The following is a 25,741-nucleotide window of genomic DNA, read 5'->3' as shown; positions in this document are numbered from 1 at the left end:
ATGAATCACATGAGCGTGACTATTGGTACTCCCCTTCAATCTTCTGCATTTAAAGTTCTACTTTTAGGGTCAGGTGAACTAGGAAAAGAAGTGGTGATTTCACTGCAACGTTTGGGTGTTGAAGTACACGCAGCTGACCGATATGACCATGCTCCTGCCATGCAAGTTGCTCATTATCAACATACTTTAAACATGGCAGATCCTGAAGAATTAAAACAATTAATCGCACAAGTACAACCGCATCTGATTGTTCCTGAAATTGAAGCCATTGCAACTGAAGTTCTGGTCGAAATTGAAGCGCAAAACACCGCCACCGTTATTCCTTCTGCAAAAGCCGTAAACCTCACCATGAACCGTGAAGGCATTCGTCGCCTAGCCGCGGAAGAACTCGGCTTGCCGACTTCGGCTTATCGCTTTGCTGATTCATTGGAATCGTTCCGCGCAGCGTGTGATGACATCGGTTATCCAAACTTTGTTAAACCAGTTATGTCTTCTTCAGGTAAGGGACAATCTCGTGTCAAAAGTTTCGCTGAAGTGGATGCTGCATGGGAATATGCGCAAACTGGCGGTCGTGTGAATCAGGGTAAAGTGATTGTTGAATCACAAATTGATTTTGATTTTGAAATTACGCTTTTAACTGTCCGTGCGAAAAATGCAGAAACGGGTGAAATTGAAACGCAATACTGCGACCCAATTGGCCACCGTCAAGACTCTGGCGACTATGTAGAAAGCTGGCAGCCCCAAGCCATGACTGCCGTGGCTTTAGAAGAAGCAAAACGCATTTCGCACAAAGTCACCACAGCCTTGGGCGGATGCGGTATTTTTGGTGTGGAATTGTTTGTCAAAGGCGATAAAGTGTGGTTTAGTGAAGTTTCACCACGTCCACATGATACTGGCCTAGTGACTTTAGCCTCTCAATATCAAAGCGAATTCGAACTGCATGCCCGTGCAATTTTAGGCTTGCCGGTAAATACGGCACGTCACAGTGTTGCTGCGAGTGCTGTCATTTATGCAGGCGTTGATGACACCAATCTTTCCTTCTCTGGCTTAAATCTTGCTTTGGCAAACCCGAACATTGATTTACGTCTGTTTGGAAAACCTGAAGGGTTTAAACGCCGCCGCATGGGTGTTGCAACAGCACGTGCTGAAACAACTGATCAAGCACGTGAACTGGCACAACAAGCCGCAGATCAAGTCACTGTGAACCAGAACTAACTTATACCTATTACGGACCACTGTTCATGATCAATACTTCTCCTTTGTTGAATTACGTCAAAAGTAACCATGATATCCAAGCGATTAACCAATGGCGTACCGATGTAGAAAAGCAACTACAGGAAGGTTTTGAACATGGACAGCCGATTCGTGAAGTGATTTCAGCACGTTCAAATCTTATTGACGAAGCACTGCAGTTTCTTTGGCAACATGCTGAACTCGACCAAACCAGTCTCGGTCTGTTTGCTGTCGGGGGGTATGGTCGCCGTGAGATGCTGCCTTATTCCGATGTCGATATTATGATCTTGTCGGAAGATGAAATTACCGAAGATCAAGAAAAATTGATTTCGACCTTTATTTCATCGTTATGGGATGTTGGTAATTTTAAGCCAGGGATTAGTGTCCGCAGCATTCGCCAATGTGTCGAAGAAGCCACCAATGATTTGACCGTTGCGACCACCCTGATTGAAGCTCGCCTGATTATCGGCAATGAACATTTGGCTCGTTGGCCACGCCGTATTGTGTCGCAAACCTGGACCGATAAAACCTTCTATGATGCCAAAATGGAAGAACAACATCGACGCTACGCGCAACATAACAATACTGAAAGTAATTTAGAACCCGATATTAAAAATGCCCCAGGTGGCATCCGTGACATCAACCAAATTGGCTGGATAGCCAAGCGTCATTTCCGTGTAAATCGTATTTATGACTTGGTGCATTTAGGCTTTATTTCTGAATTTGAGTTGGGCGTACTTGAAGAAGCCGAAAGCTTCCTGTGGGAAATTCGCCATCATTTACATCGCCTCACCAAGCGGGATGAAAACCGCCTACTGTTTGACTATCAACGTGACATTGCGGCCATGTTTGGCTACGTTCGAGAAGAAGATAAATCCCCCAATTATCCAATTGAACAATTCATGAAGCGGTACTACCGCACTGCACAACAGGTGTCTACCCTAAATGAAATGTTACTGGCCTATTTTAATGAGTCAGTGATCACGCCTCGACTGCCGCAGTATGAGCGCCAAATTGTCGAAATTAACGACAACTTTAAATTGGTCGATGGCAAATTAGCCGTTCAACACCATAAGATTTTTTCAGAAAACCCAAGTGCGATTTTAGAATTATTTTATTTACTCGCTAATCGACCAGACATTGAAGGTATTCGTGCACGAACTTTACGCTTACTGATTTTAGCGGCTAAACGTATTGACCAAGCCTATCGCGACAATCCTGAGCATCAAGCGCTATTTATGGCGATTATTCGCTCACCCTATCGCTTATATGACACCATGGTTGCCATGAAGCGTTATGGTGTTTTAGGTAACTACATTCCCGCATTCGGGCAAATTATGGGCCTAATGCAATATGACTTGTTCCATATTTATACCGTCGATGCACACACGCTGTTATTGTTACGCAACTTAAACCGCTTTAAAGAGCCTGAGTTTGCTAAAGATTTCCCTGTCGTCAGTTCAGTCTTTCAGCGTCTAGCTCGACGTGACATTGTATTTTTAGCTGCATTATTTCATGACATTGCCAAAGGCCGTGGCGGTGACCATAGTGAACTGGGTGCGGAAGATGCGATTGAATTCTGTCGAGTACATGGCTTTACCGAACGTGAATGTAAACTGGTGGCATGGCTCATCCACAATCACTTACTCATGTCGCTCACCGCACAGAAAAAAGATATTTCTGATCCTGATGTGGTCAAAGATTTTGCGGAAAAACTCGGAGATATGGAGCATTTAGATTATCTCTATACCCTCACTGTTGCCGATATTAATGCCACCAATCCAAAACTCTGGAACTCTTGGCGCGCCTCTTTAATGCGCCAGCTCTACACCCACGCCCGCGACATTATTCGTACAGGTTTGGGACGTCCAGTCGATTATCAAATGCTGATCGAAGACACCAAATTTGCCGCCAGTGAAATGCTGGTGAATGACTTTGCTTTGGCTGAAGTGGAAAAAGTCTGGCAAGAGCTTGGTGATGAATACTTTATTAAAGAATCTGCCGATGAAATTGCTTGGCATACCCGTGCCATTTTAGAACATGGCGATAATCCTGATCCATTGGTGTTAATGCGTGCGCACCGTAAGTCCGCACAAGATGCCGTTCAAATCTTTATCTATACACGTGACCAGCCAAACTTATTTGCAACTACGGTGGCGATTTTAGACCGCATGAATCTGGATGTTCAGGATGCGCGCATTATCACTGCCAGTACGGCCTTTAGCTTAGACACCTATGTGGTCTTAGATCGCTTTGGAACATTGCTCACAGACCCTGAGCGTGAAGCCACAGTAATTCACGCATTAACGTCTGCCTTGCGTCAATCGGATAAATACCCAGGCTTAATGCAGCGCCGTATTCCGCGCCAACTGCGCCATTTTGATATTGAAAATACCGTTGATGTCACCCTAAACGAAGCTTTACAGCAGAATATGGTGGAAATTTCTACACTTGACCACCCCGGATTACTTGCCAAAATTGGTGGGCTGTTTATGATGCAGGGCTTAGACATTCATTCTGCTAAAATTGCGACCTTGGGTGAGCGTGCAGAAGATATTTTCTTTGTGACCAAAAAAGATGGGTCACCTATGACAGAAACCGAAGCAGCGCTTTTCTCCAACCAATTAAAACTGGCTTTGGATGAAGCATCGAATCAAGTGTGTAGTCATCATTAATTTTTAACGTTCGGGTATTTGTTTCATGAACTCTAGTTTGTCTTTATTACATCCTTATCCATTTGAAAAGTTAAATAAACTTTTTCAGGATGTACAACCAGCAGATTTACCTTTGATTCCCCTTTCAATTGGTGAACCAAAACACCCTGCACCTGAGTTTGTGAAACAAGCCATCATTGATAATTTTCATCACTTATCAACTTATCCAAACAGCAAAGGTCTGCCAGAATTACGCCTCAGTATTGCTCACTGGCTCACACGTCGTTTTCATCTCAATCAAATTAATCCTGAACAAGAAATTCTGCCTGTTTCAGGTACGCGTGAAGCGATTTTCTCATTTGTGCAAGCCTTGATTAATCGTGAAGAAAAACCTTATGTGGTGATGCCAAACCCGTTCTATCAAATTTATGAAGGTGCAACCTTATTGGCGGGTGCAGAACCTTATTTCATTAACTGTACTGAAGAAAATAATTACCTCGGTGACTTTGATGCTGTACCCGCTGAAGTCTGGGAAAAAACGGCATTACTCTTTGTTTGTACACCGGGCAACCCAACAGGCGCAGTCCTGTCGAAAGAACAATTTAAAAAACTAATTGCGCTTTCTGATCAATATGGCTTTGTCATTGCATCAGATGAATGTTACTCAGAGCTCTGGTTTGATGAAGCTCCAACAGGTCTATTAGAAGTCTGTGCCGAGATTGGGCGTCATGATTATAAAAACTGTGTGGTGTTCCACTCTTTATCCAAACGCTCGAATTTACCAGGCATGCGCTCAGGTTTTGTCGCGGGTGATGCCGCTTTGTTAAAGCCATATTTGCAGTATCGCACCTATCACGGCGCAGCAATGCCTGTGCAGCATCAACTAGCCTCTATCGCAGCATGGGACGATGAAGCCCATGTCGAAGAAAACCGCAAACAGTACCGCGCGAAATTTGACTTATTCCAGTCGGAATTGGGTCACTTATTGCCGCTAAAAAAACCAGATGCAGGCTTTTATTATTGGCTCAAAGTCGACAATGATGAAACTTTTGCCAAAATGCTGATGGAAAAAGCACATGTCAAAGTGCTTCCAGGACGGTATTTATCACGTGATACCGCAACAGGCAATCCGGGTGAAAACCATGTGCGCCTGGCATTGGTTGCGGACATTGCTCAATGTGAGCAAGTGATTGCACGTTTAAAAGCGATTTTATAAGTCTTCGACCGTTAGCGAGGGTGATTTTTCACCTTCGTTAACCCTCAATGGGTTGCGCAAAAATAATCACCATTAAGTACAGCACAGCCACAATCAAAGAAAAAATAAACTTGAACCCATGCTGCTTGTATTGCACTAACATTGAGCTGATACACTGTAAAAAATAATAAATTGCAAATCCCTTGGATGCCGAGCGCAATCAGCAGCAATAGCAAGGGAAAAAATGGCATTCAGACTCTCGTTAAAATCTTCTCTGTAATTTTTTTTGTTATGAATCACCCATAATTTGAGCATTAGGATTTTAGTCGAGGAGTTCTAAATTTCAGTCACCCCTCCTCGCTTCACTTAAACTGCAATGCGCTAAGCTGTAATGACAATAGTTAAGGCGTGAATAGCATTAAGATTAAAGCAAATGCAACAAAGCAACAACCTGTGGCTCGATATAAAAGCCGAGAGCGTGTCTTTAAGAAGGAACGCCAGCCATTCCAAGCCAGAAGCTTGAGTAAAACTAAATTCCAGAGTAAAACAACACTCACCATCCACAGACTAATCAAAGCCAACTGCTGCGGATTAAATTGAGCATACACCAATAAAATCAGGCTGCTATAAAACATCACATTTTTAGGATTCAGCACACTGGACTGTAAACCTTGAGTAAAACACAAAGTCCGTGACACTTTTATTCGCATTTCATGCTGAGCCGAAATCAGGCTATTTTCAGCATGCTCACGAAAACATTGCACCGCAAGATATAACAAGTAGAGGATGCCTAACCAGCGCAACAATTGTAAAATCAAGACATCGATTTGCCCCAACCACCACAACAAAATAAAGATCAGTATTAAAATCAGTGCATTCCCAACTGCAATTCCATACACGGTATAGCGAGTCGATAGCGTTCCGTATTTCATTGAATTGATGAATATGAGGAAGAAGTCTGGTCCGGGAGCAAGCAGAGCAATAAAATGGGTCAATGCGATAAATAAAAATAATTCCATAACTCATCTCAAATAAATCGTGAGACAAGCCTAGAGCGTGCTTAAATTAAATTCTTGTATAAAATTGCGCGACGGTGCTGCTTTTGATAAAGCTTTGGCGTCGTACCCGATAACTGTTTAAAAACACGCTGAAAATGACTCTGGTCGCTAAAACCCAATTGATAACTGAGTTCAGCAATATCAGCCCCCTGCCGCAACAAGCTACGAGCCTGATTAATTTTTTGGTTAAGTTGGTAGGCATGCGGCGTTAAGCCTAGCTTCGTCTTAAATAAGCGAATAATCGCATAGCGACTCAAGCCACACTGTTCCGACAACTGCTGTAAAGACAGTATTTCCTCACTTGTATTCACCCATGCGAGTAGCGATTGAAACTCCTGTTGTGCATAGCTATTTTCGTCAAGTAACTCTAAGTGCAGCTGTGGAAACAACAATGTGGTTAAGGTTTGAATCAACAACTGTTCTTTATGCCAATAAGATAAATCTGTATTGAATAAACTTTCATTTAAATTACAAAAAATGAAATAAAGCTGCTTATTTTTATAAAGTTGAGGCTTGTATTGGGGAATAGCATCACAGCGAAAATCGTGTTGTGTTTCTTTTAACAATTGCGCCAACCAGAGCTGATCCAGATGCATCATCTGGTAACTCCAAGTCTGATTAGATTCAGGGTTACAGGCATGCTCAACATGGGCAGGAATTAAAACCAGTGTTCCCGACTCAATATGCTGAGTCCCCACAAAAGAACTGGAGAAAACACTTTGACCAATGTCTACCGCACCAATAGAAAATGTTGGATGACTGTGTGCACGATAGCAGGCTCGGCTATGACATGCCTTACGTGTTTCCACATAAGGCATATTTGAATCACTCCAAAACTCAAGCTGAGCTTTGCAGACGTCTTGGGAATGCTGCAATCTATTCGACATTACCTTTACTGCTGTAATGCCTTTTCGATTTCTTCTTCTAAGGCTTCTGGTTTTGTGGTGGGTGCAAAACGGTTTAAGACCGTTCCATCTTTACCCACTAAAAACTTGGTAAAGTTCCATTTAATACCGCTGCCTAAAATGCCTTTGCTGTTATTGGTTAAATAGCGAAAAATGGCGTGTGCTTCGGGGCCTTTCACATCCACCTTGGCAAACATTGGAAAAGTCACCCCATAATTTTTCTGGCAGAAAGCGCCAATTTGGTCGTTTGAACCTGGGTCCTGCCCACCAAATTGATTACATGGAAAGCCAAGCACCTCTAAACCCTGTGACTTATATTTCTCATATAATTTTTCCAAACCAGCAAATTGCGGGGTAAAACCACACTTACTCGCTGTGTTTACGATTAATAAAACCTTCCCCTCATAATCGGCAAAAGATTTAGGTCTTCCATCTAACAACTCAGCTTCAAGCTGATATATGCTGGTCATGGATAGGTTTCCTCGTCATTTTTTTCTTGTGATTGTAATTCTAATGAAGCCGAATTCACGCAATAGCGTAATCCTGTCGGCTGTGGACCATCCTCAAAAACATGCCCTAAATGTGCGTCACAATGATGACAAACGATTTCCGTTCTTTCCATACCATGTGAGCTATCTGGCATTTCATCAATTGCCCCTCCAACAATGGGTTTAAAAAAGCTCGGCCAGCCGCAACCACTGTCATATTTCGTCGTCGACGAAAATAACGGTGTTCCGCAGCAACGACATACATACGTTCCTTCTTGCTTGGTATTCCAGTATTTCCCCGTAAAAGCTGGTTCTGTTCCTTTTTGTCGAGTTATACGAAATTCTTCTGGAGATAACTCTCTTTGCCATTCACGGTCTGTTTTATTGAGTTTTCCCATGATTACTTCCCTTTCTATCTTGCTGTTTAAAAATAGGATAATCTTATATTTACGTGATTCACTCTAAAATTTCTAGTCTTTACTTAACAATTTACAAAAGACTTATACTTTCACCAAAAGCAAAAAGTAAGCAAACTAAAAATAAAAGTGAGCATTTTTATTTTAGAAATGCTTTTTTGTGAGCAACATTGGTGCTATTCTTATGGGCATTCTTGCTCAGGATTAAAGAATGTCGCAAAAAAAGAGCGTTATGTTTAAACATCTATTGCCTGTGATTAAACAATATCAACAGGCGGGATATACGCATGAAAAAATTGTTGCATTACTCAGAGATGAACATAATCTCGACCTTGTAACAACTGAAACATTCAAAAGCTATTTATATCGTTATGCAAAAGTGACCCCCACTCTTTCCGAGAACATCAAAATGCCAAACACTATTCAAACTCCACGCGAAATAAAAAAATCGTCTAAGCTCGAGCATGTATGCTACGACATTCGCGGACCAGTGTTACGAGCGGCCATCGAGATGGAAGAAGCAGGTCACAAGATTATCAAGCTGAATATTGGTAACCCCGCGCCCTTTGGCTTTGAGGCGCCACAAGAAATTATTAATGACGTTGCTTTAAACCTGCCGAATGCGGTCGGTTATACAGACTCCAAAGGGATTTTCCCTGCACGTAAAGCCATTTGCCAGTATTACCAGCAAAAAGGCATCTTTGATATGCATGTGAATGATGTGTATATCGGTAATGGTGTTTCTGAACTCATCGTTATGGCGATGCAAGGCTTATTGGATGATGGCGATGAGATGCTGGTGCCAATGCCTGACTACCCACTATGGACTGCGGCAGTCAACTTATCGGGTGGTACAGCGATTCATTACAAATGCGATGAAGAAAATTTCTGGTATCCAGATATTGCCGACATGGAAAGTAAAATCACGTCAAATACGCGTGGTATTGTAATTATTAACCCCAATAACCCAACTGGGGCAGTATATCCACGTCATGTACTCGAACAAATTGTTGCCTTAGCGAAAAAACATGATCTGATTTTATTCGCAGACGAAATTTACGACAAAATTATTTATGACGGCATTGAACATGTTTCAGTCGCAGCTTTGGCTGGCGATCAACTATGTATCTCGTTCAATGGTTTGTCTAAAGCTTACCGTATTGCAGGCTATCGTTCAGGCTGGATGGCAATTACGGGCGATAAATCACGTGCACTCGACTATATCGAAGGTTTAGACATGCTGGCGTCTATGCGTTTGTGTGCCAACCATCAAGCACAGTACGCGATTCAGACTGCATTAGGGGGCTATCAATCGATTAACGATTTAATCCGTCCGGGTGGTCGTTTGTACGAACAACGCAATATTGCGTGGGAAATGCTGAATGAAATTCCTGGTGTGTCTTGTGTTAAACCTGAAGGTGCAATGTACTGCTTCCCTAAACTTGATCCAGAAGTTTATCCTATTCAGGATGATGAAAAGCTCATGCTAGATTTACTGCGTGCTGAAAAAGTTTTGTTGGTTCAAGGCACAGGCTTTAACTGGCCGACTCCAGATCATTTCCGTGTGGTGTTCTTACCTGCCGAAAATGAATTACGTGAAGCCTTAACCCGCGTCAGCCGTTTCTTGGCAAAATTACGAGCTTAAATCCAGCTTGTCGTCTTTGTCATAAAAGCCGTATCAAATGATGCGGCTTTTTTTATTGGCATTTCCAGCAAAGCCGTCAATTACCCTATACGCATAGAGAAAGCAGCATGAGCAATGCTACACTGCAACAAAAGATAGCAAGAGCGCAGAACATGTCGTATCAAGTCCATATCATTGATGTCAAAAACCAATTACAAAACTATATTTGGTTACTCGAACATAAAGATACACATGAGGTCATTGCGGTTGACCCGACCGAAGCTCAATTGGTGGAGGACTACTGCAAAGACCATCAACTTCATCTCACACAAATCTGGCTCACCCATTGGCATAAAGATCATATTGGTGGGGTACAAGAACTTTTGGCCAATCGTAATATTGCTGTTTATGGACCACGCGAAGAACTGAGTAAAATCCCTTTTATTACTCATCCACTTAGCGATGGTGATCATTTCAATTTTCATCATTTAAAAATTGATGTGATTGCGGTACCGGGACACACCTTGGGTCATATTGTGTATTTTAGTGATGAATTGGATCTGGTCTTTTGCGGAGATACGCTGTTTGCGATGGGGTGTGGTCGAGTATTTGAAGGCACTTATGAACAGATGTATCACTCGCTCAATCGCTTGGCTGCCCTACCACCCAGAACACAAGTGTATTGCACCCATGAATATACCCTTTCAAATGCAAAGTTTGCGCTGCATGTTGAACCCGATAATCTTGAAATTCAGCAACGCTTTGAACATGTGGAAGCATTACGCATGCTGGGTCAGCCTACACTGCCGAGTACAATTGCACTGGAACTAGAAACCAATCCTTTTTTAAGAGCAGACAGTGTGGCGGAATTTCAACGCTTACGTGAGCTTAAGGATAATTTTTAATGTACGGCATAACAAAAATCACCATTTCTGGGGATAGAGCAAGATCCAAATTCACGGTTTAATACAGTCATAAAAGCAATAAAATACAACGATAAACCGAAAGATTTTGTTTATTTTCAATAAGAATAACAAAAACAGAAAATAAACATGACTCTCTAATTTTTTGCGCTAACCACAAGGGCAATGTGGGCAAAAAATTAGAGAGTCTTTCAATTCAAGCATCCCTATTTTTAAGCAACCAACACCACAACAAGTGCTTTAATTTATGTTTATACCGCAATAAAAAAAGCCCAGAGAAAGGTCACTCTAGGCATTGGAAACTTGTTTTATCTAAAGCAGAACAAGACACGATAAAATCCGAGAGCCATACTACAGTAGAAGTTTCGGATCGGCTAGTTACTTTTTAAAATTAACATGAAAAATAAACCTTCATGACCAAATAAAGTTCAAAAATAACATAATCTTATATCCACCTGACCTAATCAATATTAATAGACAAATGTACTTTAATGAAATGAGCGATTAGCTTGGAATTTTATCTAAGGAACGAGACTTTAAGCTCAGGTTACCTCGTGCAATATCAGTCAGCATACGCCAGTCAGAAATAAAGCTGTATAAAGGCTGCTTGAATGACGCGGGTTTATTCTTTTCAAATAGAAAATGACCCACCCAAGCACATGCATAGCCTGGAACTAAACCGTATAGCACATACTTCGGTTTACGCTGACGAATTGCTTTGGCAATCCAATATGCTCCAATGCTACTGCCCAAGACATGCAAACGACGACTGGTGATATTGCGGTGTTCAGTTAAATAAAAACGATAAAACTCCTGATAGTTTCGAATCGGTAATTGGGGCGTCTGCACCTGTTCTATACTGTGCTGTGGCTCTACGATGGCATTCATCTTTGTATCTTCCTGATAGTTATTCATTCTTAAATCGTATTTCGCTCAATTATCATTGGTTTTTCAGTGGAATTGATCAATTACATTTCTGCTCATGTTCAAGCATTTAAATTGGCAAAAAATGACTTTTCAAGGTTGAGTTTTGGTCGGACTAAGCAACCAAAACATCCCTTTATGATTTTAATCACACATCTGAAGATTTTTTGTGAGCGCTGCACATTGCCCTGTATTTGACGTAAAAATGTGTTAACTGCCGATAAAATCACTTCTGGCAGCGTACAGCTCAGGCTTTTTCCGCTAGAATTTATGCTTTAGGTTGTTCTGCTATGCAGCATCATCGCAAACAACCCTTTTTCTCTATAACTGTCTAAGGCAAAATTATGATTGAAGTTGAATTAAAATTTCAAATTCCAGCACCAAGAAGAACAGCACTGCTTAAAGCCTTAGACCCAAAGAAATCTAGTCAAATCCACCTTCAAGCCAAGTATTTTGATACGCCTGATAAATTATTGTCACAACATGGGGCTGCGTTGCGTCTTAGACGTGAAGGTGAGCAATGGGTTCAAACCTTAAAAGCGGCAGGTAAAAGCCATCTGCATCGCTTTGAACATAACCATGAATTTGCTGTAACAGATCCAGCCCCTGAGTTGGATTTGAGTATTTATCAAAACTCCCCTGAGGCGTTGGCAATCTTGCAACAAGCATTGGGTGATCAGCTTGATGGATTAAAATTACAATTTGAATCCGATATTCAGCGCACCTATCGCGTGATTAGTTTTGAAGATGCCGAAATTGAAGTCAGTCTAGATATTGGTCGTCTCGCAACAACAACTGAAGAACGTGAGGTACACGAAGTTGAATTTGAGTTAAAGCAAGGTTCAATTCAATCCTTACTCGCTTTTAGTTTCGAATGGGTAAAAAAATATCACTTGTGGTTAGATGTGCGCAGCAAAGCAGAAATGGGACATTTGCTCTCAACGCAACAGCTGGTCAGCCCTGCCCAATATGCCAAAGCATTCCAGTTGCAAAAGAAAGACAGTGCAGACTGTAATATTCGTTTACTGGTCGCTCAAGAGCTGCAGCATTTATTACCCAATATTGCTGCAATTTCAGCAGGCGTTGCAGAAGCAGGACATCAACAGCAAGCCTATATTGCACTTGATCATTTGTATTTAACCGTTGCACTGTTTAAAGACTGGAGCAAGGATGTCTCGGATAAATGGGCACATCAACTTGCTGCGTTCAAACATCACTTTGAGAACTTACAACAACTTGAGCACATGCAAACCACCTTGGGTGCATTACTCCAAAATCCGACCACGGCCGCCAGTCTGACCAAAGACATTTTGTATGCTCAAGAAAAGCTGAATAATTTGGTTCGCTCGACACAAAATGTACATCATTTTCTGGAATTGCTGATGTTTAGCCTAGCGCCAGCAAAAGAAGGTCAGGAGCTGGATTTAAAAGCTTATGCACAGAATACCTTACAGCAACAATACAAACAGATTCATGAGCAGCTTGCACTGGCTGATGTGACGCAATTTGAAACGTTGGAACAGCTTTCGCAGCGTATTCGCGAATTAAAATTTAGCTTTCCAATTCTGACCTCAATCTATGATGTGAAAAACCTTCAAAAATACAGTAAGGCACTGAATGAAGCGCATCTCGCTGCTGAAGAGTACCTAACGCTCAGCTCATCTGCGGCCTATATTCAACAAACTGAACTCGAAGCCAGTGACTGGTTTGTCTTAGGTTGGCTCACTGCCAAGCAGGAAGTATATGCCCAAGCCTTGCTAGATGCGACCGAACAGTTTATGGTCAGCCGAAAATTCCTGAAATTTTAAATCCTGTAATCCATTTCATGACTCCCCCACAAGACCATTTTGACAACTGGCTTGATGGGGGGAAGAATTCTCAAAAAATAAGCTTAAAAAAACACCATAATTTTTGCTGGACTTATAGTCCAAGTTTAGCCAAGATAGAATTTTAGCGACCTTAAAATAATTTTAAAAATCAGCACGAGGGCTAGAGCATGTCAGAAATTGAACTTAAATTTCAGATCCCGACAGCATTTCAGGACATGATTTATCAAGACTTTTGTGCATCCAAAGTCTATAAGCAACGCTTACTCGCCCATTATTACGACACACCTGAATTTTTACTGGCACAAAAATCTATTGCCTTAAGACTACGTTTAGAACAAGGGCATTGGATTCAAACCCTGAAATACAAAACCGAACAGCATATTGAGCGTTTTGAGTTCGAAACAGATTTGGGTAAAAAGAAACGCCCTCAACTTGATTTAACCGTCTATCAAGATCACATTGACGAGCTTCCTGAATTTCTCACTTCTACAGATGCGGCACAAAATTTTAAAATTAAGTTTTCTACCGATGTAAAACGCATGTCCAAAATTCTGCTGTTTAATCAGTCTGAAATTGAAGTCTGTCTAGACATTGGCCATCTCGTTTTTGAGCAGGAAAAACTCCCCATATTCGAGATTGAATTTGAATTGGTACAAGGCTCCATCCACGATTTAATTCGCTGTATAGAACCTTGGATGAAAAAGTATCAGCTTTGGTTAGACACTCGCAGCAAATCGCAACGTGCAGATTTACATGTTCAACAGCAAGATCTATTGCCGCCACAAAATGCTGAGCCTATTGTGCTGGATAGCGCCATGTCTGCCAATGAAGCAATCCAACAGATTGTGAATAACACCTTTAAGCAGCTGTTACCCAATGCCACCGCTTTAGCATGTGGGACGTTCAGCAGTGAACATATTCATCAGGCTCGTGTTGCGATACGACGCATGCGCAGTGCCTTAAAAAGCTATAGCACGTTGACGCATGAAATTTCACCGCATTGGGCTGCGCAGTTACGCGTGATCTTTCAAGCCTTGGGTTATGCTCGTGATGCCGATGCAATCCGAGAAAGCCTGCTGCCGCAATTACAACAAGTGGGCTGCTCGCATCTTAACTTTCCTGATGAAAGCGCCTATCACACTCAGGTCACGCAAATTTTTCAGTCAACCGAAACCAATTTGCTGATTTTAGATTTAATGAATTACGTTACGTCTCCGGTCAACCCGAAAAACAAAAAGAAAAAAACCTTTAAACATTATGCTGAAAAGCAATTAAAGAAAACCCATCAGCGCATTGCAGATGAAATCGGACATTTTTCTCAATTGGAGGATGAGGACAAGCATCAACTACGTAAACGCTTTAAACATTTACGCTATAACATTGAGTTTGTCCGTAGCTTATATAAGCCCAAAGCCGTTAAACACTATTTAAAAGCCATCAAACCAATTCAGGAACTGTTAGGTCAATATAACGATTTGCTGGTGGCTGAACAATTTATGCAGGAAATTCCACAAAATGAAGATGTGGCTTGTGCTATGCAGTGGCTCAACCAACAAGAAAAGCAACAACTCAAACATATAGACAAACAACTGAAAGCCTTTCGGAAAATTAAACCGTTCTGGAAATAGACAGCCTTCAGCGATATTTGCCAAAAACTTTCCAGACTTGGTTATCTGCCAAAGGATCACTATAGCTATCGCTCCGCTGTTTGCGTGGTTTTTCACGTGCATCGACCAATTTAAAATGTGCTTCGGTGCTTAACACAATGCCATTTACATAAAATCGAGTCCGCGTATATTCAGTTTGCCCGTGCTGAAATACATAAGTTCTTAAATCAATAAATTCACGATGCGCAACCAACGCCGCCTGCTCGTCACTATTCAGCCAAGCTTGCATCGCAGCGACTTGCTCCACAGGAAATTGTCCGCATTTGTCTAACAAACTGGCAATCCCTCTAAAGGTTTTCGATTCTTTGGCGCGCGTTTTATTAATCCGAATCCGGTCGACATGAAAATAGAACAGCGGCAAATTTAAATGACTGGGTAAGTGAATGGCATCCACTGGCTCGTCCGTTAAAAAAGGTTGGCTTAGAAGTTGCGCCCGCTCAATTAAATCTTGCCATTGTTGATAATAGTGCGCGACCTCTTGCTCCGACCCATAATAAATCGGTAAACCTTCAACATTGGCTAAATCTTGTGGTGGCCAAATTTGTTGACGCAACAGTGATATATCATGCTTAAGGTTTTGAATTGCAATAGCATCTGACATAAAGTATTCCCGTTATTATAATGCTTAGGCTATTTTTAGATTAAGTCAAAGGTTTTGTTTCTGCAAGGCTTTGCCTATAATGCGGAATGAAATTTTTTGCTAGGAACAGTCATGGTTCAAAAGATTGACGCTACCGATGTCACCGAAGAAGAAGCTTTGAATGCTGCTTTTTTTGAACGTGCCGATGAGTTTATTAAACAAGCCAATGAATTTTGCCGTCCAGTCAAAGGACAACAAGTCAAGCCAAATGAAATTCGTGGGCAAGTGAGTGCATCGATGCTTTTTGCAACGGCTCGTTTTAATACTTGGGTCGCAGCAAATAATTTTAAAGATGGCAATGAAATGCGTGAGGCTAAAGACCAAGTCATGTCTTATGTCATGCAGCAATTTCAAATGATGCTCGAAGACAACTATGAAGAATACTGTGAACAGTTCGAGAACTATTTACGCTTCCGTCATAATGAAGAATTCCACGCCAATAAGCATGATCACGATCATTAATTGAGTCGTAACTAAAAACCCTTAGTCTTCACTAAGGGTTTTTTTATGCCTTAAATTTTACGATCCCAGACAATTTTCTTTACGGCATTGTCCACTACCGTCACGGTGTAATAGGTATTTTCCAGTAAATAAACATAGTCAGATGCGGTGAATTTCTTGTCCCCTTCTTCCCATTCATAATGACGAACCGAAACGGGTTGCTGCGCCATGTTTTGCAGCAACTGAATATAGCTATCTCCTATATGAACCAACTGACCATTATCTGTACGGATGACACGGGTTTCGGTTGCTGCCACAGCATGAGAGATAGCACACCAAGAGAGAAGAAAAAGAACACTATAGGTTTTTAAAATTTGATTCATATTTAAATGCTGTCCGCTTCAGAATTGTATTATTTATAAAGTGTGATTTCGCTTATTTTTTACCATTTGTTCATTTTAACTTCAAGTTATAAAAAGAAAAGTCACATAAATGTGACTTTTCTTAAAGAGCTCAATACAGTAGTTTGTTCAGCAGATTTATTGTGATTGTCCATATTGATCAGCCATGACTTCCACTAACTGATCCAAATGGATGTACTTTTTAATCACACGATCAACATCGGCTTTGGTCAACTGCGCAATCGCCTGATCACGTTTTTTACGGAACAAGAGGTCACGACTGCGTTCCAACTGTGGGGTGAGCATTTGATGAATATTGCGTTCATCTTCCAAAGCGGTGACACGATTTTTCATAATGTCAGCTTTGGCAGCTTCCACCTCTTGCTCGGTGACCCCTTGTGTCAGTAATTGCTGCAAAACTTTATGCACTGACTGGGATACTTGATCGGCCTTGCCCGCAGTATAATTTGCGCTAATGCTTAAAGCCCCCGAATCAATCCAGTCATCCAACTGAATTTCACTGCCAAAGCCATACACTAAAGCATTTTTCTCACGTAATTCTTGTGCCAAACGTGAAGACAATTGTGAGTCACCTAAAATATAGCTGAACACCCGCATGGCTGCGGCATCTGGATGTTCTTCACCCAATGGGAAAGTCAAAAGTGCCTGATAGCTTCCAAACTCACGCTGTTCAGATAAAACATGCTTTTTTTGAGCTTTATAAGCTGTATAAGTCGACGTTAATTGCTCATAAGGTTGCGTGCTATTCCAAGTACCGAATTGCTTTTTCACGTTTCGCAGCATTTTTTTCGTGTCAAACTCACCAGTAATGGCCAGTTGGGCATGATTCATGGCAAAGAACTGTTGATATAACTGCTTCACCTGTAGATTACTGGCAGCTTGATATTGTTTTTTCGCAAACTCAGGCTCGAAATGATAACGCAAATCTCCCGGTGCATAGATCTCAATTAATCGTGCAATGTTGAGTGCTGCTACGGTTTCAGGTTCGGTATATGGTCGGTTTAAACTGGATAATGTTTGCGATTTAATTAAATCAAATTGTGATTGCTCGAATTTCGGATTTTTCATGACCTCAACAATGTAGTTGAAAAAATCTTCAAATTTTTCCTTCTTCGCCACAATCTGAACAGTCATGCCGTTGGCATTGGCACTCACCGATGCCGAGCCACCAGCATCAATTGATTTGTCTGCAATATCTTGCAAACTGTACTGATCCGATGCACGCAACAACAAATAGGCAGTGAAATCGATAATTTCACTTTTATTCATTAAAGCTTGCGCGGTACCAAAATCCACATTAATTGTGGCATAGGTTTTATTGTCTTTGGTTGCCACAGGGAAAAAGGCATATTTCAAGCCGTTCTTTAATGCACCGCGCTGAATTTTCTGCTCAGTTTTCTCTAAATTCTGCGCAGAAGTCGCCACATATTGGGCCACTTCCTGTTGATAGACACTGACATCTTTTAAAGGCTCAACAGCTTGTGTTTGCTGATCCAACGTTTTGGTCGGTGCTTTAGTTTGTTGCTGCTGTAAGGCTTTTTTCTGGTCTTCAGGCGTCGGCTGAATGTCTCCTGAAATACGATGATCTTTCACCAAAAACTGTTTCAAGGTTTGATTGACATCATTCACACTCAACTTTTGAATATTTTCCAGATCAACATAATACTGATCCCAGCGTCCTTGGCTCGCGACAAAATAATCGGCAATACGGGAACCTAAAGCCGCAGAATTACTTTGAATACTGTCTGCCTGATTTTGAATCAGACTTTTCACCCGTTTCAACTCGGTTTCGTTAAATGCCTTACTCTGCTCAATACCTTGATCCAGTGCTTGTTCAACTTGCTGTGCATCATTGTTCGGTGCATAAATTGCCCCCATAAACACCAAGTTGAAATCTCGATCTAACCAAGTTGTTGCCTGTACCATGGTGCTAGTTCCAGTTTCCACCATGTCTTGATATAAATGCCCGCTAGGCTGCATCGTATAGAGCAAAGGTGATAATGCTAAAGCCGGTTTAATCGAGTCATTTTTCCCATTTAAATAGATATTGAATTTGGCTAAATCACTGCCTTTTTGCACTTTAAACTGGCGCTGCTGAATTTTAGTTGCATCCAGTAAGGGTACTTTTACTTGCGCCGGAATTTGGCGTGCTGGAATCGGGCTAAATTTTTGCTCAATTTGATTTAATACTTGCGCTTTATCAAACTTACCCGCAATCACCATCGCTGCATTATTTGGCGCGTACCAAGCACGATAAAACTGATTGAGTTCGCTCATCTTGATCGACTGCAACTCTTTTAAATCGCCAATTGGTAAACGTCCCAAGTATTGATTACCGTAGGCTGATTTCCACATTTGATCCATCAACACTGAAAATGGCTGATCTAAACGGACTTCACGTTCACGCTTTACAATAGCAATTTCAGAAGGCACAAACTTTTCTTGCAACACCAATTTGTCCATGCGCTCGGCTTCTAAATGAATAATTTCATTTAAAGCCGTTTGATCGGGTCGTAGAACATTAATATAACGGGTGGAATAATAATCCGTACTGGCATTGGTCATTAAGGTATATTGATCGAGCCGACGCTGAAACTCTTCCCCCTTCACATTCTGAGTGCCTTTAAAGGCCAAATGTTCCAGTAAATGCGCTAGTCCCCCTTTGCCCTGTGGATCATTCAAAGACCCCGTCAGGTAAATGGTACTCATATAGACTTTGTTTTCTTTATCATTCGGTGCCAAGATGACCCGAAAACCATTATCTAATTTATATTCTTCAATCTGATGTTCAGATTTGACTAAAACAGGCTGTGCCCAAGCAGCCGAACTTAAACCAACAAAAAATAGAGAGAAAGTAAGTTTTTTCAACCGCATTAACATGTTAATTCCAATATATTCAGTCATATAAATATTGTATAAGCTGACTATCTTACGGAATCAAAATTGGGATTTATAGTGAAGTTTTGCAAAGCAACCCTCGGTTTTGAGTGTTGCTTTGTTCAAATATAATTAATCTAAGAACAACTCTGCCTGCATATAGAGTTTGCCATAACCTGAAATTTCTATACGGTCTTGTTCCAAGATACGACAGTACAAAGCCCCACCTCGTGCTGAAGCTTGATAAGCTGTGAGCTCATTTTTACCCAAACGTTCTGCCCACAACGGTGCTATTGCAGTATGAATAGAACCTGTAACAGGGTCTTCATTGATGCCTATTGCAGGGGCAAAATAACGTGACACACAATCATACTCTGTATTTGAAGCAGTAATGGCAACATCGACACTTGAACACTGTGCCGTAATAGCGGTACGTAAAGAACCCAACTGCTTTAACAGTTCTAAGTTTGGTTGCTCATCCAGCACATCCTGAACATTTTCATATTCAACAATGTACGCCTGCTGGTTCAAATAGACATTTTTAAAAGGTTTGCTGAGGGCTTGGCTCAATAACGCTGGATACTCTTCTACTTTTTCAGCACGGCGAATCGGAAAATTCATACAAATTTTGCCATCATCAGCCTGACTTACAACAAAAACACCTAATTTTTTCACATGGATATGAATCGTTTTGGCTGGAGTAAAATCTTTAAATAGCACAAAACTGCTAGCTAAAGTTGCATGCCCACAAAAATCAACTTCAGCCGTGGGGGCAAACCAACGAATTTCATAATTCTCTGCATCAAGCATGCGCACAAATGCCGTTTCCGACAGGTTATTTTCCAAAGCAATATTTTGCATCAGAGTTTCATCTAGCCATTGTTCAGTCACAATTACTGCCGCAGGATTTCCCTTAAATAATGCCTGTGTAAAAGCATCGACTTGATACATCTTCATGTGGATTCTCCATTGTTTGATTGCTATTTTGCCCGTTCAGCTCAAAAATAACAGATACAAATATATTTCAATTATGGGTACAGTTTGAGTCTTTTCGATATCGCATAAAAAGAAAGCCAATATTCAACATATTGGCTTTCAAGTTAAAAATAGCGAATTTAGTTCTCGGTTAAATCGACATTTTCTTGTTCAAACACAGCTTTATTGGTTTGTCCCAACACCTGACTGGTGACCATGCCTGCGGTCATTGAACCATTGACATTCAGTGCTGTACGTCCCATATCAATTAAAGGCTCAATTGAAATAAGCAAAGCAACCAAGGTTACTGGTAAACCCAACATCGGCAACACAATTAACGCAGCAAAGGTTGCTCCGCCACCCACACCCGCAACACCAACAGAACTGAGCGTAACCACACAAACCAAAGTCAAAATCCAAATCGGGTCCAGTGGATTAATACCCACGGTTGGTGCCACCATCACTGCCAACATGGCAGGATATAAGCCTGCACAACCATTTTGACCAATCGTGGTACCAAAAGATGCCGAAAAACTGGCAATTGATTCTGGTACACCAAGTCGACGGGTTTGCGCTTCAATATTTAAAGGAATACTGGCCGCACTAGAACGACTGGTAAATGCAAAGGTCAGCACTGGCCAAACCTTTTTAAAGAATTGAATCGGGTTAACACCCGTAAAGAGCAAAATCAAGGCATGCACGGCAAACATAATGCCGAGACCAATATAGGAAGCCACCAAGAATCCGCCTAAATTGAGAATATCCGCCAATTTAGAATTCGCGACAATATTGGTCATTAACGCAAACACACCATACGGTGTTAAGGTCATAATTAAACGAACCAACTTCATGACCCATGCTTGCAGAAGTTCAATCGCTGCGAGGAGTTTCTGCCCTTTTTCTGCATCTGCTTTAATCAGATTCAGTCCTGCAATTCCCAAGAATACCGCAAAAATCACCACGCTAATGATTGATGTCGGATGAGCCCCCGTCAGTTCTGCAAAAGGGTTGGTTGGAATGAAGGTTAAAAATAAGTCAGGCACTTTTAGGTCAGTCACTTGCCCGACATAATCGGTCTGAATGGCATTTAAGCGTTCCGTTTCCTGTGTCCCTTGTACCAACCCTGCTGCTGTTAAGCCAAACAGGTTGGTCACCACAATACCCACAAATGCAGCAATCGCAGTGGTCGCCAGCAAAGTTCCAATGCTGATAAAACTAATTTTACCGAGCGAACCTGCATCATGCAGTTTAATAACTGCCCCTAAAATAGAGACAAAGACCAGTGGCATAACCACCATTTGCAACAGTTTGACGTAGCCTTTACCAACCAAGTTAAACCATTGCACTGACTGCTGAAGAATAGCGGAGCCTGAACCGTATACAAGGTGTAACAGCAAACCAAATACAACACCTAGACACAAGCCAGCAAGCACTTTTTTGGCAAGACTCCAGTTGGTATGCCGTGTCCGACTTAATAAGAACAGCAATGCGACAAAAATGATGACATTGATGATTAAGGGCATATTCATGTCTTTTCCCTAAATGATATAACCCTTATTATAAAACAAAATACTATTCGACTTTTGGCTTTACCTTTTCTTCTCTACCAAGTGTTCAAATTTAAACTACTCAGGCTGTGTTCAGCGTTATTATATTTACCTTGTCCACCAAGGATTCTGCACAACCATGCCCACAGCAATTTCTTCACATATTCAACCTGTAGAACTTTCTAAAGCCTATCGCCTGCTCAATCATGGTCCAACCGTACTGGTATCGGCGCGCCATCAAGATGAGATCAATGTTATGACGGCAGCTTGGGCGTGTGCCTTAGAGTTGGTTCCCGCCAAAGTCTCCGTTGTTTTAGACAAGAGCACCAAAACCCGTAAACTTATCGAACATTCCGGTTATTTCGCCCTGCAAGTCCCGACCTTAAAGCAACTTGAACTGGTACAAGCACTGGGTTCTATTAGCCAGTTCGACGACCCGAATAAGCTTGAGCATTGCAAAACACCACTGTTCATACTTGAGCCATTTGAGCTCCCACTTGTGCAAGGTTGTGCCGCTTGGCTTATTTGCGAATTAATTCCCGAACCACACAATCAGCAAACGCATGATTTATTTATTGCTAAAGTGGTTGCAGCTTATGCCGATGATCGTGTGTTTCGCGATGGACATTGGTATTACCATGAAGCCGACCCATCATGGAAAAGTATTCATCATGTCGCTGGTGGTCATTACTATAGTATTGGCGATGCGGTTGTGGCTCAATCAGCGCAACCCAAACCCTAATACTGAAGTGTTTGCCGACTTGAACTAAAGATGAAAAGTACAGCATTGTCTTTCTATATTTTTCACCTTATAGTTCAAGTATATTTTTTAAACAATAAGTCAAATAATATGAACAGGACGTTCTCTACCACACTACGACTGAGCATCTTTCTTTGTCTAAGCATGTGTCTGGGCATTGGTCTGCTTCGTTTTTCCTATACAGCATTATTACCTTCCACGCGCGAAGCCTACGCATGGAGTCATAATTTTGCCAGCATTCTAGGCAGTGCCAACCTCCTCGGCTATTTGGTCGGAGCATTTTGGGCCATGAAAGTGCCACAAAATTCCAAAATGCCGTTTTACATTCTTGGGGCAGCCCTGTGCGGTTCAGCAAGTCTGTTGGCCTGTGCCTTTACCCATTTTTCTGAAACATGGTACTTGGTCTGGCGTTTTATTTCGGGCATAAGTGGCGGACTGTTGATGATTCTGTCCCCAAGTGTGGTGGCGCAGTGCAGCGAATTACAGCACCGTTTCAAAATTAACTTTATTGGTTTTAGTGGCATTGGCCTAGGGGTGTTATGTGCCACGCTGTTTATGCCTTATCTCGATCAAATTGAGACATCAACTGCTTGGCTGATCTTATGTGCTTTTGCTTTTAGCATGAGTGCTGTGTTGTGGATTCTGGTCCGTCCGTTTCAAACACAGTTGCAGTCTATTGCTACCACTCAAAGCCACTTCGGTCAGGTCAATCCAATCTATTACAGTCTTCTAATTGCATACGCTTGTAGTGCCTTTGCCTATATTCCGCACTCCTTATTTTGGATTGATTATTTAAGCCAAGTCTTGGAGTTGAATTTATTCTGGATTAATTTCAACTGGATACTCTATGGTTTAGGCAGTGCGCTCGGGGCATATAGTGCCTATATATTAGCGCGTAAATTCGGTAATTTTGCCGCACTGAAAGTCTTGTATAGCCTTTATATCGTTGCAGTGTTAATGGCGGTCTTGAGCTTTTCAGCTGTTTTTACCTTCTTATCCTCATTCCTCACAGGTTTGCTCAATCCTGCTGTGGTTTTCCTGACGTCTTACACCATTTTGCAATTGTACGGTTTGGCTTATAAAAAACTCTGGAGTATGGCGACTTTAAGTTTTGCCGCCATTCAGTTGATTGGAGGGATTAGCTTTAGTAGCTTGCAGCATTTTGGAGTATCCTACCCACAGCAGTTTATGATTGCGTCAAGTGTACTGTTACTGGGTACGCTGCAATTATTTTGGTTTAGCCGCCCACAGGCCAGTACTAAGCTCCATAGTAACCACATGACCGAGTAACGCGGCTCACTCATTTAAATTTGATTGCGTGTTTATTCCAGTGCAATACAATATGTCGCTATAATCCTTGCGCATGTAAAAAAGGATAAGGATTCACCGCCCCTTGCCCACTCCGATAAATACCATAATGCAAATGTGGCGGAGTATTTTGAGCATTACCGGTATTGCCCACATAACCCAGCACGGTGCCTTGCTCCACCCAGTCCCCAACTTCTATTTGCTGGGCATAAGCATCTAGGTGCGCATAATAATGTCGACTTAAATCTGGACCAACCACCCAAACAACTTTTCCACCTAAACTGTCTAACCCCACTTTTGCCACTATCCCTTGTGTTGTACTCAGTACCACTGTTCCGCGTTGAGCAAAAATATCAATACCTTCATGTTTTCGCCCTTGGCCTCTGGCTGCACCCCAAGTATCACTGATTTGCTGAGGCGTCACGCCTTCTACAGGCATGGGAAGTTGCTGCGGCAAATCTTGACGAGCCAATTGCAACTGTAAAACAGGATATTGCCAACTGGTCGATTGCCCCGAGGCAGGCGGTTTACAGGCAGAGAGTAAAACACTGAGTACTAAGAACGCAGTTACACATTTTATTATTCGAGATTTGGAGGTCATTCTTATGATGCTAGTCTTTTCAAATTGGCTTCATTGTAACGATGTCCAACACCGCTCCATAGGGTGTTTTGGTTATCTTATATTTGTGCCAGACCCACGATGAGCACTGAAAAATGCCTGTTTTAGTATTGGGTAAAAGATGGGTAGAATGCCGCAATCAATTTGAACATGAACTTTTTAAAAGAAAAAAAAAAGCCTACAAATGAGTCAAGTAGGCTTTAAAAAATTTAAAACAAGTCAGGGAACTATCAGCTTTAAATCTTGTGCTAATACTGCCAAAGACGAAGCTTATTTACAATACTTTGGTTAAAGATATATTTAAAATATTTGTTAAAAACACCTTTTTTTTTTAATACACGCAGAAAAATGCCGATAGATTCTGATGCATGTCCCCATCAACTGCTCAAACTATCTTTTTGCTTATTTAAATAGTGATGGTATTCCTTCAGATATTGTTGAGCCAAGGCTGTCTTTTGCGGCTCGGCTAAAATTTTTCCCGCTTGCTGAAAAAAACCATGCTCCTCTTCTTTCAAATGATGATGCACCATTTCAGATAATTTCTTGGCAATTGATAACCAACTCGGATGACTAAAATCCAAGTCTGTCAGCTGCTCTAATAGCTCATCCATCGCGTGATGTTCTGCTAAAGCATGACGCGTAATATTCAGTCCTGAATCAGTCATCATGAGTGGAATATAAAAATATCGATCTTCTGCAACGGCATGTGCAAACAATTCATTCTTTAATGCATAAAACAATTCATGCCGTTCTTCACTATCCCCTGAGGTTTGAATTAACTGTTGCGACAAGATTCTCTGCTTATCATGACTTTGTCTTAATGCTTCAAAAATTGTGGTGCTTGTCATTGCGATCAACCCTCTTGAACGTATGTATGCGTCTACTATGAACATACTCCATAAAATGATCAGTTTCCGAACTGTTTTATTTTTAAGCGTAATGCATTACCATTTTTTTCAAATTGTGTTTTTACTGCCGTTCATTGTTAATATAAAAGAATCCAATAATCACAGCTGCAACCACCGCTCAATTTGCGAAATGTTTAGGCGCTATTGAAAAGAAAAAATTTAAAAAGAATAAATCGCTCACCCTGTATTTAAAGCGATTGCACAAGAAGATTTCGTCCCCTGCTCAAAAAAGAACTGCATGATCTATCCCTAAAACTACAGTTTATAAAATGCTAGTTCTATTAAGCTCAATCAAAAAATGCCCATGACTCTAGAGCCAGCGCTTTAG

At 41.4% G+C, this 25,741-nt stretch carries 22 protein-coding genes; 10 read left to right on the top strand and 12 right to left on the bottom strand.

Annotation, left to right across the window (positions count from 1 at the left end; all coding sequences use genetic code 11):
• From purT to dapC, 3 genes are read left to right on the top strand one after another with little or no spacing between them, the layout of a single operon-like run.
• Positions 1-1,215: a formate-dependent phosphoribosylglycinamide formyltransferase gene (gene purT / locus ACX17N_RS05345; RefSeq protein ID WP_458891522.1), complete on the top strand. Its 1,215-nt coding sequence runs from the start codon at positions 1-3 to the stop codon at positions 1,213-1,215.
• A gap of 26 nt (positions 1,216-1,241) precedes the next feature.
• Positions 1,242-3,908 (top strand): [protein-PII] uridylyltransferase, encoded by a 2,667-nt coding sequence (gene glnD / locus ACX17N_RS05340; RefSeq protein ID WP_458891521.1) that lies wholly within the window; start codon positions 1,242-1,244, stop codon positions 3,906-3,908.
• A 25-nt stretch (positions 3,909-3,933) separates the two neighbouring features.
• Complete coding sequence (gene dapC / locus ACX17N_RS05335) at positions 3,934-5,103, top strand: succinyldiaminopimelate transaminase (RefSeq protein WP_458891520.1); 1,170 nt, start codon at positions 3,934-3,936, stop codon at positions 5,101-5,103.
• A gap of 380 nt (positions 5,104-5,483) precedes the next feature.
• Here the strand turns inward: dapC and ACX17N_RS05330 are convergent, their stop codons facing one another.
• The 4 genes from ACX17N_RS05330 to msrB are packed head-to-tail and all read right to left on the bottom strand — an operon-like array spanning position 5,484 to position 7,931.
• On the bottom strand, positions 5,484-6,101 hold the full coding sequence (locus ACX17N_RS05330) for a LysE family translocator (RefSeq protein ID WP_458891519.1): 618 nt from the start codon (positions 6,099-6,101) through the stop codon (positions 5,484-5,486).
• A gap of 41 nt (positions 6,102-6,142) precedes the next feature.
• Complete coding sequence (locus tag ACX17N_RS05325; RefSeq protein WP_458891518.1) at positions 6,143-7,027, bottom strand: AraC family transcriptional regulator; 885 nt, start codon at positions 7,025-7,027, stop codon at positions 6,143-6,145.
• A 5-nt stretch (positions 7,028-7,032) separates the two neighbouring features.
• Complete coding sequence (locus tag ACX17N_RS05320; RefSeq protein WP_458891517.1) at positions 7,033-7,515, bottom strand: glutathione peroxidase; 483 nt, start codon at positions 7,513-7,515, stop codon at positions 7,033-7,035.
• The gene (gene msrB / locus ACX17N_RS05315) at positions 7,512-7,931 is read right to left on the bottom strand and encodes a peptide-methionine (R)-S-oxide reductase MsrB (RefSeq protein ID WP_458891516.1); all 420 of its coding nucleotides are present in this window, start codon (positions 7,929-7,931) and stop codon (positions 7,512-7,514) included. The genes ACX17N_RS05320 and msrB overlap by 4 nt, the downstream gene beginning before the upstream one ends.
• Positions 7,932-8,160: 229 nt before the next feature.
• Here msrB and ACX17N_RS05310 point away from each other — a divergent pair, with 229 nt between their 5' ends.
• A complete protein-coding gene (locus tag ACX17N_RS05310; RefSeq protein ID WP_458891515.1) occupies positions 8,161-9,594 on the top strand; it encodes a pyridoxal phosphate-dependent aminotransferase in 1,434 nt (477 codons plus the stop codon).
• Positions 9,595-9,746: 152 nt separating this feature from the next.
• Positions 9,747-10,478 (top strand): hydroxyacylglutathione hydrolase, encoded by a 732-nt coding sequence (gene gloB / locus ACX17N_RS05305; RefSeq protein ID WP_458891514.1) that lies wholly within the window; start codon positions 9,747-9,749, stop codon positions 10,476-10,478.
• 522 nt (positions 10,479-11,000) lie between these two features.
• Here the strand turns inward: gloB and ACX17N_RS05300 are convergent.
• Positions 11,001-11,384 (bottom strand): Mpo1-like protein, encoded by a 384-nt coding sequence (locus ACX17N_RS05300; RefSeq protein WP_458891618.1) that lies wholly within the window; start codon positions 11,382-11,384, stop codon positions 11,001-11,003.
• Between the two features lie 380 nt (positions 11,385-11,764).
• On the opposite strand from ACX17N_RS05300, the gene ACX17N_RS05295 reads away from it, so the two are divergent.
• Together ACX17N_RS05295 and ACX17N_RS05290 are read left to right on the top strand one after the other, a co-directional pair.
• Positions 11,765-13,228 carry a CYTH domain-containing protein gene (locus ACX17N_RS05295; protein ID WP_458891513.1) on the top strand — a complete coding sequence of 488 codons (1,464 nt, stop codon included), beginning with the start codon at positions 11,765-11,767 and terminating at the stop codon, positions 13,226-13,228.
• A 188-nt stretch (positions 13,229-13,416) separates the two neighbouring features.
• On the top strand, positions 13,417-14,877 hold the full coding sequence (locus ACX17N_RS05290; protein WP_458891512.1) for a CYTH and CHAD domain-containing protein: 1,461 nt from the start codon (positions 13,417-13,419) through the stop codon (positions 14,875-14,877).
• A gap of 7 nt (positions 14,878-14,884) precedes the next feature.
• Here the strand turns inward: ACX17N_RS05290 and ACX17N_RS05285 are convergent, their stop codons facing one another.
• A complete protein-coding gene (locus ACX17N_RS05285) occupies positions 14,885-15,517 on the bottom strand; it encodes a hypothetical protein (protein WP_458891511.1) in 633 nt (210 codons plus the stop codon).
• A gap of 111 nt (positions 15,518-15,628) precedes the next feature.
• Between ACX17N_RS05285 and ACX17N_RS05280 the strand changes: the two genes are divergently transcribed.
• The gene (locus ACX17N_RS05280) at positions 15,629-16,018 is read left to right on the top strand and encodes a DUF3144 domain-containing protein (protein ID WP_458891510.1); all 390 of its coding nucleotides are present in this window, start codon (positions 15,629-15,631) and stop codon (positions 16,016-16,018) included.
• 50 nt (positions 16,019-16,068) lie between these two features.
• Here the strand turns inward: ACX17N_RS05280 and ACX17N_RS05275 are convergent, their stop codons facing one another.
• The 4 genes from ACX17N_RS05275 to ACX17N_RS05260 form a co-directional block, all read right to left on the bottom strand.
• Entirely contained in the window at positions 16,069-16,380 is a 312-nt protein-coding gene (locus ACX17N_RS05275; protein ID WP_458891509.1) for a hypothetical protein, read from the bottom strand.
• Between the two features lie 156 nt (positions 16,381-16,536).
• The gene (locus ACX17N_RS05270) at positions 16,537-19,299 is read right to left on the bottom strand and encodes a M16 family metallopeptidase (protein ID WP_458891508.1); all 2,763 of its coding nucleotides are present in this window, start codon (positions 19,297-19,299) and stop codon (positions 16,537-16,539) included.
• A gap of 129 nt (positions 19,300-19,428) precedes the next feature.
• A complete protein-coding gene (locus ACX17N_RS05265; RefSeq protein ID WP_458891507.1) occupies positions 19,429-20,253 on the bottom strand; it encodes a PhzF family phenazine biosynthesis protein in 825 nt (274 codons plus the stop codon).
• Between the two features lie 158 nt (positions 20,254-20,411).
• The gene (locus ACX17N_RS05260; protein ID WP_458891506.1) at positions 20,412-21,800 is read right to left on the bottom strand and encodes an L-cystine transporter; all 1,389 of its coding nucleotides are present in this window, start codon (positions 21,798-21,800) and stop codon (positions 20,412-20,414) included.
• A 157-nt stretch (positions 21,801-21,957) separates the two neighbouring features.
• Here ACX17N_RS05260 and ACX17N_RS05255 point away from each other — a divergent pair, with 157 nt between their 5' ends.
• Both ACX17N_RS05255 and ACX17N_RS05250 read left to right on the top strand, forming a co-directional pair.
• Positions 21,958-22,560 carry a flavin reductase family protein gene (locus tag ACX17N_RS05255; protein ID WP_458891505.1) on the top strand — a complete coding sequence of 201 codons (603 nt, stop codon included), beginning with the start codon at positions 21,958-21,960 and terminating at the stop codon, positions 22,558-22,560.
• Between the two features lie 108 nt (positions 22,561-22,668).
• Complete coding sequence (locus tag ACX17N_RS05250) at positions 22,669-23,868, top strand: YbfB/YjiJ family MFS transporter (RefSeq protein ID WP_458891504.1); 1,200 nt, start codon at positions 22,669-22,671, stop codon at positions 23,866-23,868.
• Positions 23,869-23,926: 58 nt separating this feature from the next.
• Here ACX17N_RS05250 and ACX17N_RS05245 read toward each other — a convergent pair whose 3' ends face one another.
• Positions 23,927-24,487, bottom strand: coding sequence for a M23 family metallopeptidase (locus ACX17N_RS05245; RefSeq protein ID WP_458891503.1), 561 nt, complete (start codon positions 24,485-24,487; stop codon positions 23,927-23,929).
• Between the two features lie 395 nt (positions 24,488-24,882).
• Positions 24,883-25,353, bottom strand: a complete 471-nt coding sequence (locus ACX17N_RS05240) for a hemerythrin domain-containing protein (RefSeq protein ID WP_458891502.1) — start codon at positions 25,351-25,353, stop codon at positions 24,883-24,885.
• Positions 25,354-25,741: the final 388 nt, after the last annotated feature.

The sequence above is a fragment of the Acinetobacter sp. GXMZU3951 genome, assembly GCF_054457875.1.
The sequence above is the reverse complement of the archived record's forward strand: the minus strand, read 5'-3'. Positions and strand labels throughout refer to the sequence as shown.